This window comes from Streptomyces cylindrosporus, from assembly GCF_022698165.1.
Lineage (GTDB): Bacteria > Actinomycetota > Actinomycetes > Streptomycetales > Streptomycetaceae > Streptomyces > Streptomyces cylindrosporus.
In genome coordinates, this window is the sequence record NZ_JALDAY010000006.1 from 548,407 (window position 1) to 561,318 (window position 12,912).

At 68.8% G+C, this 12,912-nt stretch carries 10 protein-coding genes and 1 pseudogene; 4 read left to right on the forward strand and 7 right to left on the reverse strand.

Annotated elements, in window-relative coordinates; genetic code table 11:
- Positions 1 to 12 precede the first annotated feature (12 nt).
- Positions 13 to 1,809, reverse strand: coding sequence for an alpha-galactosidase D (locus MQP27_RS22270; protein WP_242767059.1), 1,797 nt, complete (start codon positions 1,807 to 1,809; stop codon positions 13 to 15).
- Positions 1,810 to 1,835: 26 nt separating this feature from the next.
- Entirely contained in the window at positions 1,836 to 3,023 is a 1,188-nt protein-coding gene (locus tag MQP27_RS22275; protein ID WP_242767060.1) for an ROK family transcriptional regulator, read from the reverse strand.
- Positions 3,024 to 3,118: 95 nt separating this feature from the next.
- On the opposite strand from MQP27_RS22275, the gene MQP27_RS22280 reads away from it, so the two are divergent.
- Positions 3,119 to 3,859: a hypothetical protein gene (locus MQP27_RS22280; RefSeq protein ID WP_242767061.1), complete on the forward strand. Its 741-nt coding sequence runs from the start codon at positions 3,119 to 3,121 to the stop codon at positions 3,857 to 3,859.
- Between the two features lie 55 nt (positions 3,860 to 3,914).
- On the opposite strand, the gene MQP27_RS22285 is transcribed toward MQP27_RS22280, so the two are convergent.
- A complete protein-coding gene (locus tag MQP27_RS22285) occupies positions 3,915 to 5,714 on the reverse strand; it encodes a M4 family metallopeptidase (RefSeq protein ID WP_242767062.1) in 1,800 nt (599 codons plus the stop codon).
- A 262-nt stretch (positions 5,715 to 5,976) separates the two neighbouring features.
- Between MQP27_RS22285 and MQP27_RS22290 the strand changes: the two genes are divergently transcribed.
- Positions 5,977 to 7,218, forward strand: a complete 1,242-nt coding sequence (locus MQP27_RS22290) for a serine hydrolase domain-containing protein (RefSeq protein WP_242767063.1) — start codon at positions 5,977 to 5,979, stop codon at positions 7,216 to 7,218.
- A 977-nt stretch (positions 7,219 to 8,195) separates the two neighbouring features.
- Here MQP27_RS22290 and MQP27_RS22295 read toward each other — a convergent pair.
- Complete coding sequence (locus MQP27_RS22295; RefSeq protein WP_242767064.1) at positions 8,196 to 8,804, reverse strand: helix-turn-helix domain-containing protein; 609 nt, start codon at positions 8,802 to 8,804, stop codon at positions 8,196 to 8,198.
- 94 nt (positions 8,805 to 8,898) lie between these two features.
- Here MQP27_RS22295 and MQP27_RS22300 point away from each other — a divergent pair.
- Together MQP27_RS22300 and MQP27_RS22305 are read left to right on the forward strand one after the other, a co-directional pair.
- A pseudogene (locus MQP27_RS22300) lies at positions 8,899 to 9,066 on the forward strand (FAD-binding protein); the annotation flags it as partial.
- A gap of 132 nt (positions 9,067 to 9,198) precedes the next feature.
- Positions 9,199 to 10,800: an MFS transporter gene (locus MQP27_RS22305; RefSeq protein ID WP_242767065.1), complete on the forward strand. Its 1,602-nt coding sequence runs from the start codon at positions 9,199 to 9,201 to the stop codon at positions 10,798 to 10,800.
- An 81-nt stretch (positions 10,801 to 10,881) separates the two neighbouring features.
- Here the strand turns inward: MQP27_RS22305 and MQP27_RS51720 are convergent, their stop codons facing one another.
- The 3 genes from MQP27_RS51720 to MQP27_RS22315 all read right to left on the reverse strand — a co-directional run bounded on the left by MQP27_RS51720 (position 10,882) and on the right by MQP27_RS22315 (position 12,764).
- Complete coding sequence (locus MQP27_RS51720) at positions 10,882 to 11,199, reverse strand: hypothetical protein (RefSeq protein ID WP_372511279.1); 318 nt, start codon at positions 11,197 to 11,199, stop codon at positions 10,882 to 10,884.
- Positions 11,200 to 11,307: 108 nt separating this feature from the next.
- The gene (locus MQP27_RS22310) at positions 11,308 to 12,243 is read right to left on the reverse strand and encodes a WD40 repeat domain-containing protein (protein ID WP_242767066.1); all 936 of its coding nucleotides are present in this window, start codon (positions 12,241 to 12,243) and stop codon (positions 11,308 to 11,310) included.
- A gap of 185 nt (positions 12,244 to 12,428) precedes the next feature.
- The gene (locus MQP27_RS22315) at positions 12,429 to 12,764 is read right to left on the reverse strand and encodes a hypothetical protein (protein ID WP_242767067.1); all 336 of its coding nucleotides are present in this window, start codon (positions 12,762 to 12,764) and stop codon (positions 12,429 to 12,431) included.
- Positions 12,765 to 12,912 lie beyond the last annotated feature (148 nt).

The window sequence follows — 12,912 nt, forward strand, 5'->3', positions numbered from 1 at the left end:
CTGGTCGGTCGTTCAGTACGACTTCGGTACGTCGATCCGGTCGATGTCCGGCGCGTAGCTGTTGCCGCTGTCGAAGGTGATCGTGTTGGAGCCGGCCTTGAGGGTCAACGGCACGCTGACGGTTTCGACCGTCCCCCAGTCGCCGGTGGAGGGGTACTTGTGGCTGACCGCGCCGCCACCGTTGGCGGAGACCGCGGCCGAGCGGGCGTCACCGCTGACGTAGGCGATCTTCACCTGGTAGGTGCCGGCCTTGGGGACGACGACGTCGTTGAAGGTGAGCTTGCCGCCGAGGTAGAGGTTGCCGACCTTCTTGCCGCCGGAGCAGGCCGAGCAGTCGGCGACGGAGGCGTTGCCGGCGAGGGTGTTGGCGGACGACTCGGCCTCGTAGCCGGTGAAGGCGAGGGCGCTGCCGTGCGGGGTGACGGTGAACAGGCGGGAGCCGTGGGCGGGCAGGGCCTCGGTGACCTTGTCCTTGAAGCTGCCGAGGTTCTCGTGGTTCCACAGGTCGCGGACGGCGGCCTTGCCGGTGAAGCCGAGGGCGGCCCAGTTCGCGGAGACGGCGGCCGGCTTGTCGGCGAGGTTGAAGAGGGCGACGGTGTAGCTGCCATCGGGGTTCTTCGCGGCCCACACCTGCTGCGGGTCGGACGGGGTGATGGGGCGTGCCGGCGGGGTGGCGCCCTGGTCGACCGCGATCACCTCCTTGTTGGTCAGCAGGGAGAGGCCGTAGGAGTCGAGGCGGGTGAGGTCGTCGCCGGTGAAGAGGGGGGACTTGGCGATGGCCCACAGGGTGGCGTAGCTCTGCCGCTCGGCCTTGGTCAGGCCGTCCATCTCGCCGTTGCCGACGTCGAGGGAGTCGAGGTCGTTCCAGCCGCCGGGGCCCGCGTACTTGGTCCAGCCGGGGGTGTCGTCCCAGCGGTCGTCGACGGAGTTCTCCCAGCTGACGAGGGTGTTGCAGTAGCACTCGACGTCGGTGTCGATGCGCCAGCCCTGCGAGTACTTCTGCCAGTCGGCGGCGTGGCCGATGTCCAGGGACCAGGACAGTTCGAGGTGGATCGGGCGGCCGGTGGCGGCGATGGCCTTGTTCCAGGCGGCCACGTCAGCAACGTTGTCGTACTGGTCACCGCTCTTCCCGGACCCGGGGCCGACCCCGTCGAGCTTGAGGAAGTCGTAGCCCCAGCCGGCGATCAACTGGGCCTGGGAGTCTATGTACTTCTGCGCGCAGGGCCGGGAGAAGTCGATCTTGTAGGCGCTGTCCCAGCCGTTGGTGGTGCGCAGGTCGCTGTAGACGATGTCGGCGGTGGTGCAGCCGTCGGCGTTCCAGATCGGCGTCTTCCCGTCGCCGTAGGCGCCCTTCTCCAGGCCCGCGGGGAGGTAGATGCCGGCCTTGAGGCCCTTGGAGTGGATGCGGTCGGCGACGGCCTTCATGCCGCTGGGGAAGCGGACCGGGTCGGCCTTCTGCCTGCCGTACTGGTCGTAGCCCGTCTTCCAGGTCTTGTCCATCCACCAGCCGGCGTCGATGTTGACGTACTCGTAGCCGTACTTCTTGAGCTTGGCGGCCAGGGCGTCGGTCTGCTTGGCGACGTTCGCCTCGGTGAGGTAGCTGTAGTCGCCGTCCAGGTTGAGGCCGGGGTACTTGGACGACTGCATGCTCCAACTCGACCAGCCCATGTAGGGCTTGGCCGCGAGGGCGGGTGCGGTGGTCCCGGCGTGGGCCGCGGGGGTGACGGTGACGGCGCCGGCGGCGAGGGCCAGGACCACCGCGGCTCTGAGGGCGCGCAAGGGCATGACGGAGTACGAGGATGACCGCATGGGTCGTACCTCCAAGGGGAGTTGGTTCAGCGGCTCGGGTGCGGGTCGTCGGGGGTGATGAAGGACTGGATCGCGGTGGCCGCGGCCCCGCGGGCCCACTCCTCGAAGGGCAGTGGGCGGGTCTGTACGTCGCACTGGGCGGCGGAGCCGAAGGCGGCCGCGGCGAAGGCGCCGCGGATCTGCTCGGCGAACAGGTCGTAGGCGGCGAGGCCCTCGCCGGAGATGATCACGCGCTCGGGGCCGAGGAGGTTGGCGACGGTGGCGATGCCACGGCCGATGGCCTCGCCCGCCCTGGCGTACGCCTCGCGGGCTCCGGCGGCTCCCCGGTGGGCGAGTTCCACGGCCTGGGCGGTGTCGGTGACGTCGGCGCCCGTGGTCTCGCGGATCCGCCGCAGGATCGCCGCCTCGCCCGCGATCGCCTCCACGCAGCCGCGGTTGCCGCAGTGGCAGGGCGGTCCCGCCGGGTCGACGGTCACATGGCCGATCTCGCCGGCGACGCCGTGGGCCCCTTCGATCACCCGGCCGTGCACGACCAGGCCGCAGCCGATGCCGGTGCCGACGGTGACCACGGCGAAGTCGGACAGGCCCACGCCCGCCCCGAACCACTGCTCAGCGACGGTCAGCGCGCGTACGTCGTTCTCGACGGTGACCGGCAACCCGGTGGTCATGGCGGCGAGTTCGGCGAAGGGCACGTCACGCCAGTCGAGGAAGGGCGAGTAGCGGACGACGCCCTCAGCGCGGTCGACGTCGCCGGAGACGGCGACACCTAGGCCGAGGACCGGGGTGCCCAAGTCCTCGGCCTCGGCGAGCAGTTGGTGCACCAGCTCCGTGAGGTGGGGCAGCACCGCCTCGGTCGTCCGGTCGGTCAGCGGGACGTGCCGGGCGACCCTGATACGGCAGCACAGGTCGGTGAGTACGCCGATCAGCTCGCCGCCGGTGACCTTGACACCGATGAACAGCGCCCGTCCGCCGTCGACCCGTACCGGGTTGGCGGGCCGGCCGAGTGCCGGGCGGGCCTCCTCCGCCGCGTCCTCCACCAGGTAGCCGGCCTCGATCAGGGGCCGGACCGCCTTGGTGACGGCGGCCGGGGACAGCCCCGCCCGCCGGGCCACCTCTAGCCGGGTCAGGGGCCCTTGGGACAGGACCGTGGTGAAGATCTGCGAGACGGCCGGGGTGTTCGCCGGGAACGTCTCGACACGAGGGGTCGGGCGCATGACCGGGAACCTAGAGCCCTTCTTTTCCGTCGTCAATAAAAGAAGCAGGATTCGTCTGTGACCCCGCTGTCAGTCCCGCGCGGCACAATCGCCCCATGACGACGATCGATTGGGCCGAACTGACCCACGCCTATGGCAGCGCCGAGGACATCCCTGGACTGTTCGCGCAGCTCGGCGGCCCGGAGGACGACAGGGTGTGGTCCGACCTGTGGTCGGCGCTGTGCCATCAGGGGTCGGTGTACGAGGCCAGTTGGGCGGCGATGCCGGTCCTCGCCGACATAGCGCTCGGGCGCGCGCCGGGCGAGCCGGTACAGGCGGTGCTCATGGCGGGACTGATCACGACGGATCCGGACGCCGAGCGGCGCACGCGCTACGCACGCGAGATCGAGGAGTTGCTGGGCGTGGCACGCGCGTTGCTGGCGACCGCGACCGAGGAGACCGGCGACTTCGTCTACCTGCAGATGGCCGTGCTCGCCTTCGAGGACGCCGGCGTGTGGGCCGAGGCGCTGGAGCAACTGGTCAACGAGGAGTACGAGCTGGAGTGCCCCGAGTGCGCGGCCGGCCTGTTCGTCGCCTTCGGTTCGTACGGCTTCTTCAGCGTGGTCGGCGACTACGTGGTCGGACCGGGCGCCGAGAGCGGGGAGGGCCGGGTGGATCTGATGCCGGTCGCGCCGGACCGGCTCGACGGCATCGGCGCGCGTCTGTACCGGGAGGCGACGGCGGCCGGGCGCGCTGATCTCGCGAAGGCGCTCACGTACGTCTTCGGCAGGGCCCGCTGCCCCTCCTGTGACGCCGAGTTCACGGTGTCCGACGAGGTCGAGCGGCAGTGGATCTGATCCGGGCGCCCCGCTCGTGGCCGGGGCGCCCGGACCGGTGCGCGCGCTCCGCGGGTCAGCGGTGCGCGGCCGGCGTGTTGGCGCTGGTGACGTTGACGGCGGCCCAGGCCTTGTTCACCGTCAGGTACTCCGTGCTGTTGAGCCCGTAGAGGTCCTTGGCCGCCTTCAGCGTCGCGGTGCGCGCGTCGTGGAAGTCGGTGGTGGAGACCATGTAGCGGGTCAGGGCGCGGTAGAAGATCGCCGTGGCCTTGGTGCGGCCGATGCCCTTGACGATCGAGCCGTCGTAGGTCGGCGAGTCGTACTGGACGCCGCCGATCGTCTTCTGGCCGCTGCCCTCGGCGAGCAGGTAGTACGCGTGCGAGGAGACGCCGGAACCGGCGTGCACCTCGGCGTCGTACGTCTCCGGCGCCCAGTAGTCGATCGTGCCCTCGAGCACGTCGAGGGACGGGTGGTCGAGACGGCGCAGGAACTTCTGGGCCAGGCCCATCTTCTCGCCGATGAGGTAGTCGGGCTTGTCCTTCGCGTTGTTGGCGAAGAACTCGACGTTCGAGCCGAAGATGTCCGCGAGGGACTCGTTGAGCGCGCCCGGCTCGCCGTACTGGTTGCCGTCGGCGTCGACGCGGGTCGGCTCCAGCTTGGCGGTGGCGTCGACCACGCCGTGGGTCAGCTCGTGGCCGGTGACGTCCAGGGCGACCAGCGGCTTCTTGAACATGTCGCCGTCACCGTCGCCGTACAGCATGCAGCCGCAGGTCGGGTCCCAGAAGGCGTTGGCGATCTTCTCGCCCCAGTGGACCATCGCCTTGGCGGGCTTGCTGTTGTTCGCTATGCCCTTGCGCGCGAAGGTCTTCTTGTAGAAGTCCAGCGTCTTGGTGATGCCGTACTGGGCGTCCGCGGCGGCGCTGTTGCGGCTGGAGGTGGCGCCGTTGCCGAAAACGTCGTTCTTGGTGGTGATCTTCACGCCGCGGCTGAAGCTCTCCGTGTAGCCGCCCCTGGCGTCCCGGGTCTCGGTGCCGTAGCGCGTCGGGTCCTTCAGCTGGAAGGTGGTGCGCGCCGTCTGGGTGGTCTTCAGCGGAACCACGCCGACGAAGAGCGACTTGCCGGTGCCGTTGGCCGTCTTCGGGTACGCGGAGGCGGCGGTGGCCGCGGACGCCGAGGTGAGCCCGGCGGACAGCGTGCCGACGCCGGTGGCGGGGTCCGCCACCTCGCCGCGCTCGCGCAGGGTCTTGAGCAGCTCGGGCGAGAGGAACTCGTCGCTGTCGGGGGTGTTGCTGCGCACCTTGCCGGTGACGGCGTCGACGACGACGGTCCGGGAGCCGCCGCCCTCGGTGGTGCCGCTGTCGGCGACCGTCACCTGGTAGGCGAGCGCGGAGGCGCCGTCGCGGGCGTCCACGACGAGGACGGCGGTGCCCGCGTCGCCCTTGGCGACGGACGCGGCCTTCTGCTCGGCCTGCGCGGCGGACAGCTTGGCGTCGGTGGTGGCCGGCTCGACCGTGTGGTCGGCGGCGCGGGTGACGCCCGCGTACGACAGCTGCTTGGTGAGGTGGACGACGAGGTCGCCGCCGAGCACCGCCATGCCCTGGTGGGTCCGGGTGAACCGGACGTGCCGCGCACCCTCGGGGTCGATCATGACGTCGGTGGCGTGCAGTTCGTCGCCCTGGGAGACGCCGGTCGCGGCGGCGTGGGCGAAGGCGGCGGCGCGGGCGGCCGACGCCACCGACGCCGCCGAGGAGGACTGGGCGACGGCAGCCTGACCGGCCCCCGCGTCCGGTCCGGCGAAAGCGGTGCCCGCAAGGCCCGTGGCGGCCGTCGTCACGGCGACGGCGACGGCCAGGCTGCGTATGTGCGGTCTACGCACTGGTGAGGGTTCCTTCCTCGCAAGGCGGCCGGGATCACCAACCGCCCTGAGGCATGGCGCAGTTGGGCGCCATGGGGGCTGGTCGGGCCCCGGAACGAAACCCTTTCGGATGAGTCATGGACATGTAAAGCCGAAATCATCGCTTTCAGCGCGAAATATGGCAATACTTTGCAAATCCATGTCACACGGTGATCGAGAGGTGACCAACTGCGTGTCGACTACGGAGATGTGACGAGACGGAAGAAAGTTGCCTCGCGTGAATGTGACTCATCTCGCATCCAGGAGCGCCCTGCTGGGGACGGTCGTGCTCTCCCTTCTCACCGTCCCGGCGCACGCCACCCCGGCCGAGTCGCTGCCGAAACCGGACATCACCGGCCTCCAGGGCGTTCTGCGCACCGCGCTCCGGCAGGGCGCGCCGGGGGCGATCGCACGCGTCGACGACCGGGGCACGGTCCGGACCACGGCCGTCGGCCTCGCCGACCGCCGCAGCGGACGGGCCGTCTCCAACGCCGACCGGTTCCGCATCGGCAGTGTCACCAAGGTGTTCTCGGCGGTGGTGCTGATGCAGTTGGCGGACGAGGGGAAGCTGAACCTGGACGCCTCGGTCGACCGCTATCTGCCGGGGCTGCTGCCCGACCGCTCCATCACGGTGCGGCAGGTCCTCGGCCACCGCAGCGGCCTGTACGACTACACGAACGACATGTTCGCGCGCTCGGTCGCCGGCTTCGAGGCCGTGCGCACCAAGGTCTTCACCTATCGCCAGCTGGTGAACCGCTCCCTGCGGCACGCCCGCACCAACCGGCCCGGCGCCGCGTACTCGTACTCCAACACCAACTTCGTCGTCGCCGGCATGCTCATCGAGAAGCTGACCGGCCACTCCGTGCACACCGGGTACCAGAACCGCATCATCAAGCCGCTCAAGCTGCGCGACACCTTCTACGTGCACCCCGGCACGAGGATCCCCGGCCGCCACGCGAGCGGCTACCTCACCCCGGACAAGGCGGGCGCGCCCCTGATCGACGCGACGCGGCAGACGGTGTCCTGGGCGCAGAGCGCGGGCGCGATCATCTCCAGCACCCGCGACCTGAACACCTTCCTGTCCGCGCTGCTGCGCGGCCGCCTCACCTCGGCCGCGCAACTCCGGCAGATGGAACGGATGATCCCGGTGAACAGCACCCAGGCGTACGGCCTGGGGCTGCGCCGCCGCGACCTGTCGTGCGGGATCTCGGTGTACGGCCACACGGGCGCCGTCCAGGGCTACTACACGTACGCGTTCGCCACGAAGGACGGCCGCCGCAGCCTCGCGGCGATGGCCAACACCTCCAACAACGGGGCGGTGCTCAACACCATGCTGGTCACCCTGGAGTCGGCGTTCTGCGGCAAGCAGGCGAAGCCGCGGAACGTCACGGCCGGATCGTCAGCCAGTCCGGGCGCGCGACCCGAGGGCCTCCCTTCGCGGCCAGGCAGAGGGAGTGAACACCGGACAGCCGACGGGGCAGAGTGACCGACCGCTCCTCCCAGGTGTCCGCCGCACCGGGGGCGCCCACAGCATCTGTACGGGCTGTGAGCCGAGGGGCCTTCGGCCTCGAAATAGCAGGCATTGGCTCTTGCATCCTTTCCGCAGTCGTGGCGATGTCGGGAAGCAGGTCGGCGGGCAGTGTGATGCGGATCGTCACCTCGTCCGGGTCGTAGTGCAATTTCGGCCTTTCTCTCGGACCGCGTGTTCGGCCCCGAGTGGGGGCGCGCAGGATCTCGCACACCGACGACTCTGCCGGGTGTCCAGGAGACTCCGCGTGGGTTCCTTCTGCCCGCAAGCGCATGCACTTCGTCCGGTTGAGCATGGGGGCTGAGACATGATCGTGCGGCCTTGTCAGGAGCGCTGTCAGCATTTCACGTTGTCACCGGACGACGACCGGTTCCTGCGTGGTCTGCATGATGTCCGTCATCTCGTGAGCGGCGAATGGGCCTGGGACGTTCTCACGGCCCTCCGCCAAGGTCCGCTGCGGTACACGAGCCTCCTCAACACCATTCGTTCCAAGGACACAGGAACCGGCTGGCCGAGCAAACAACACCGGCTTTTGCGTGATGGCCCGTTGAATCGGACTCTTCGCCGACTTGAACAAGGCGATCTCGTCACACACCACCGCGAACCCGTCTTCCCTACCGCGTCACCTACGAGCTCTCGCCCGGCGGCCAGGAACTCCTCGACGAAGGCACCCCCCTGGCCACATGGGCCCTCAATCACAGGGGTCTCGTGGACCGGGCTCGGCAACGCCGCCATATCGAAAGCGCCGCGCACCATGAACCGGGCTGACCTCGCTGCCGGGGACTGCGGCCGAGGCCGGGCTCTGCGACCTGTGTTCCGGCGTGCCGCAGGGCTCGGCGGCAGCGCGTCGGAAGCTAGTGCCGCCGTACGACGATGAGTACCTTCCAGGTCCGATGCCGTCCGGTCAGCCTTGCGCCGGGGCCTGTGGAGCGAGCTCAAAGGCCTTGTACGTCTCCGCGGTCGCCTGCGTTGCCATCTGTGTCGGTGTCGCGTTGATGGCTGCGGCGGGCGTCTCGGTCGAAAATGCCCATGATCTCGCACGGTCCCCCTGCGGAGCCGATGGCGTGCGGCATCATGGTGGGGAACTCCGCGGCCTGGTTGGTCTCGATGCGCAAGCGCCGGTGCCCGAGCATGAGGGTGGCGGTGCCGGACAGCACCACGAGCCATTCACGGCCGGGGTGGGCGCGCATGCGGGCGGGATTGTCGGGCGGCGGTTCGGTCATCCGCTGACGCATGACGCTCATGCCGGGGTCGCCCTTTATGGGCCAGCGCATCAGGCCGTGGGTGCCGTCGATCATCGGGCTGATGACGACATCGTCGGCGGCGTTCTCCACGAGCTGGTCCAGGGTGGTGTCCAGGGCGCGGGCCAGGGTGACGAGTTGGTCCAGGGCGAGGCGGCGCCGGCCGTTCTCGATGCGGCTCAGTGAGGACTGGCTGAGGTTGGCGCGGGTGGCCAGTTCCTCCAGGGACCAGCCCTGGGCGACCCGCAGGGCGCGGATCCGTTTGCGTACGAGGCCGTCCAGCTGGCCGTCTTCTTGCGTCATAGGCAACATCGTATGCCCCTAGTGCAATGTGGGCTTAGCGTCGACCACGGCTGGTCCGGTACGGCGCGGGCCTCGTACGACGAAGGGGCGCGGCATGTCTTTGCGGACTTCCCGCTGCGAGAGCGACGGCCTGCCCGTCGAGACTGTGGACGCGGTGGTGATCGGCGGCGGGGCCGCGGGCCTGAACGGTGCGCTGACGTCGGCGCGTTCGCGCCGCTCGGTCGTCGTGACCGACAGCCGTATTCCGCCGCACGTCCCCGCCAGGCGCGACATCGGCGCCTGACCGGCACCCGTACCCCACCCCGCACCACCCCGCGATCTTCTTTCCGCCTCGCCCGGGACCCGCTCCGGTGACGAGCCCTGCCCGCACGCCCTCACTTTTGGAGACCCTCCCATGCCTACGAACCCGCCCCCCACCAGGGCAGCTGCCAAAGTGCCCGGCGGGGCCGCACCCGACGCACGCCAGTTGCGCACGATCCTGATCGCCGTGTCGATCGCGCTGATGGCCGTCATCGCCTCCGTGTCGGGTCTGAACGTGGCGCAGACGGACATGGCCGTCGAGTTCCACGCCTCCCAGGGCACCATTTTGTGGATCATCAACGTCTACACCCTGGCCCTGGCCTCGCTGCTGCTGCCGCTCGGAGCGCTCGGCGACCGCCTCGGCCGCAAGCCGATGCTGATCACCGGCCTGCTCGTGTTCGGCGTCGCCAGCGCACTGTCGGGCCTGGCCCCCACCGCGGAGATCATGCTCGCCGCCCGCGTACTCAGCGGCATCGGCGCGGCGATCGTCATGCCCATCACGCTCGCCGTGATCACCTCCACCTTCCCCGAGGAGCAGCGCGGCAAGGCCATCGGCGTATGGACCGGTGTCGCCGGAGGCGGCGGCATCCTGGGCATGTTCCTCTCCGCCCTCCTGGTCGACGTGGCCTCCTGGCGCTGGCTGTTCGTGCTGCCCATCGCGCTCATCGCCGTGGCCCTGGCCCTGACCATGGGCTCGGTCCCCAACTCCCGCGAGCGCGCCGCGCACCCCTTCGACACCGTCGGTGCGCTGGCCTCCGTCATCGCCGTGGTCGGATTCATCTTCACCCTCCAGGAAGGCCCCGAGCACGGCTGGAGCGCTCCCGCCACCCTGATCGCGCTCGCCGTCGGCATCGTCGCCGGTGTCACGTTCGTGTGGTGGGAGCTGCGCTGCCGGGACGCCTCCCTGCTGGACGTCCGCCTCTTCGGTGAACGCCGGCTGGCCGGCGGGTCCGCGACTCTCCTGGTGGTCTTCGGCATTCAGGCCGGCATCGCCGTCGTCCTCTTCCCCTTCCTCCAGGCCGTGCTCGGCTGGTCGGGGCTGCTGTCCACGCTCGCACTGATGCCGATGGCCGTGCTGATGATGATGACCTCCGGTCTGGCGCCCAAGCTCGCCGCGCGGATCGGCGCCCGCCTGACCATGGCCGGCGGCATCGCCCTGGGCGGCCTCGGCCTCGTCTCGATGGCGCTGTTCGTGTCCGTCGACGGCGGCTACCTGTCCATCCTGCCCGGCATGATCGCCATGGGCCTCGGCATGGGCCTGGCGATGACCCCCTCCACCGAAGCCATCACTGCCTCCCTCCCCCGCGAGAAGCAGGGTGTGGCCTCCGCGCTCAACGACGTCACCCGCGAGTTCGGCACCGCGCTCGGTGTCGCCGTACTCGGCGCGCTGCTCTCGGCCGGCTACCAGAGCTCGATCGGCACCAAGCTCTCCGGCATCCCCCAGGGCACAGCAGACAGCGCCCGCGAAGGCATCGCCACCGCCATCGAAGCAGCCCAGGACGCCGGCGCGCAGAAGGACGCCGTCATCCATGCCGCCCAGCAGTCCTTCGTGAACGGCTGGCAGCAGGCCATGTGGGTGGGCGCCGCCGTCATGGCCGCCATGGTCCTCTACGTCCTCGCCCGTGGCCCCAAGAACACGCCCGCCACCCCCGCACCCCCGGCCGAAACGAACACCGACCCCGTTCCCACCCAATGACCATATGAAAGCCGGGCGACCGGCACACCCCACCGTGCGGCAGGCATCCGCGACTTCACAGTGCCTGCCGCAGCCTGTACGTCAGTCGTCTGGTACTGCAGACCCGCAGGTCAGGTTGGATTCTCCCAGAGGCGTACCGTGCCGTCGTCGCCAGCTGTCGCCAGCTGTCGCCAGGAAGCGTCCGTCGGAGCTGAAGTCCATGCAGGCGACCGCGTTCATGTGGCCATGGAGCGTCCTGACACGCGTCGGTGTTCCGGCCGTGGACCACAGCTCGATGATGCCGTCGCTGCGCCAGTCTTGGTTGAGCACAGCCACGGGAGCGGTGGCAAGGAGTGGCCTGCTCGGGTGGAAGGTCGCGCTGGTGGAGGCTGATAGCCCCTTCGCAGAGCGGCGCCACATTCCGTCGGATCCGAGCCGCCAGAGGTCGCAGCGAGCGCCGGTCACAAGGAGGCAGTCGTCGTGCGGACTGGCCAGCACACCTTCCGGCAAGTCTCCGTTGGAGTCCTGCTACTCCGAGGCGAGAAAGAGCTGCTGACCGTGCTCCTTGAACTCGGGTGCTCGGTAAGCGACAACGGGTCCGCCTGCAACACCGACCGTCAACTCGCCCTGACGCTGACCGTCGACTCCGTAACGGCATACGAAGTAGCCGTCGTAATTGGAGGATTCGCCAGTCCACGAATACTCGCCAGCGAGGTAGCCACCCTTGGGGTGGAAGGTGAAGGATTGCGCCGTTTTGAGTTTCCAACTGGCCCGCAGGGTCACGGGTCCGGGCCCAACGGACCAGAGTTGTATGTGCTTTTCTCGACCGACTGCCAGGAACTTTCCGTGCCGATCGAAAGCCAGCGCACTGACGTCCGAGACGGTTTCGCCGAGGTAGTCGGGTCTGGCTGGCAACCGTCCCCCTGGCAGTACGCTCCCACACCAGATCCTCAAGTCCCCCGCCACCCACACGAGTTCGTAACCGGCCACTCCCGGCCGGAATGCGACCGCCGACGCGGGCCATCCATCCGGATCCGCAAATATCGTTCTGCTCTGGTCCCGGTGGTGCGCCAGGGCCGCCCCTGTCCCGGCAAAGACCGCTGCCAGCCCCGCCACCATCACGACCCGCCTGCGTACCCTCTCCGGTTCTCTCGCTTGTGGCGTGGGAACCGACCGGCCATGAGCGCGATGAGCAGGCTGACCGGCGAGGGCCTCCTGGAGCCGAATGTGCCGGAACGGGTAGGTGCCGCCGGACTGGCGCAGGATCTCCCGCTGCCGGGCATCGGCCAGGAAACTCAGCAACCTCCACGGCAACCGGCCCCGTGCGGCGAGCCACCAGCGGGCCAGGACGAAGCGCGGCCAGGCACGGGTCAGCACCACGAAGCAGGAGACTGATTCCCTGTACAAGAAGAAGATTGCCGAGACGGGAAACAAAAAGGAGTACGTTGTCAGCGGCGTGTTCACCTCGGGGCCGGTGACAATGATTCCGCATCGGGCGTATGACAAATACTCGCTGAGGATCCTCGGGGGCGCGGTGACCTAGAGAAAGTAGTTACGCCCGGACGCGACGGTCCCTGCCTGCAGCAGCAGGGGCCGTCGCTCCGTAATCCCGTGTTCCGCCCGTGGACAATCTTGTCAGGCAATCTGCCCTACAGGGGCGAGCAGATGAGTTCTTCCACCTTCTCTTTGTACTCCTGCATTTCGCCCGCCTCGTAGCCCGCGTCCTTCAGGCTCTGCATCAGTGACGCCGTGTCGCCGCACAGGCGGGGACGCTGCTGTTCCAGGTAGGATTTGACACCTTCAGCGGTCAACTGTTCCCACACCCGTCTAGTCTCGTCGTTCTTCTCGTGCGCGTAGGAAAACTCGACCCATTCCTTCTCCCGGGCCGTCAGACGGGACGTGTCGACAGGCGTGTCGCTTCCCCCACATGAGGCGACCATGAGAGTGCACGCCACCACCGCGAGACATATGCGCACTTTCTTCATAATTCCTCTTCTGTTTAGATCGGCAGGGGCGCACTCTACGGCATGCGCACGTCAGTTACCCGAATGGAAATGCGTCACGATGAACGCCTGTGTTCGCGTAAGCTGCGAGTCCCCTTCTGGTGCTGGCCTCGATTCGTTCAGTGCCCGT

Excerpts from the sequence above, each read along its gene's own strand:
- MQP27_RS22315 (WP_242767067.1), bottom strand. The coding sequence starts at position 12,764 with ATGAAGAAAGTGCGCATATGTCTCGCGGTGGTGGCGTGCACTCTCATG.
- MQP27_RS22270 (WP_242767059.1), bottom strand. The coding sequence starts at position 1,809 with ATGCGGTCATCCTCGTACTCCGTCATGCCCTTGCGCGCCCTCAGAGCC.
- MQP27_RS22295 (WP_242767064.1), bottom strand. The coding sequence starts at position 8,804 with ATGACGCAAGAAGACGGCCAGCTGGACGGCCTCGTACGCAAACGGATC.
- MQP27_RS22275 (WP_242767060.1), bottom strand. The coding sequence starts at position 3,023 with ATGCGCCCGACCCCTCGTGTCGAGACGTTCCCGGCGAACACCCCGGCC.
- MQP27_RS22305 (WP_242767065.1), top strand. The coding sequence starts at position 9,199 with ATGCCTACGAACCCGCCCCCCACCAGGGCAGCTGCCAAAGTGCCCGGC.
- MQP27_RS51720 (WP_372511279.1), bottom strand. The coding sequence starts at position 11,199 with ATGTGGCGCCGCTCTGCGAAGGGGCTATCAGCCTCCACCAGCGCGACC.
- MQP27_RS22280 (WP_242767061.1), top strand. The coding sequence starts at position 3,119 with ATGACGACGATCGATTGGGCCGAACTGACCCACGCCTATGGCAGCGCC.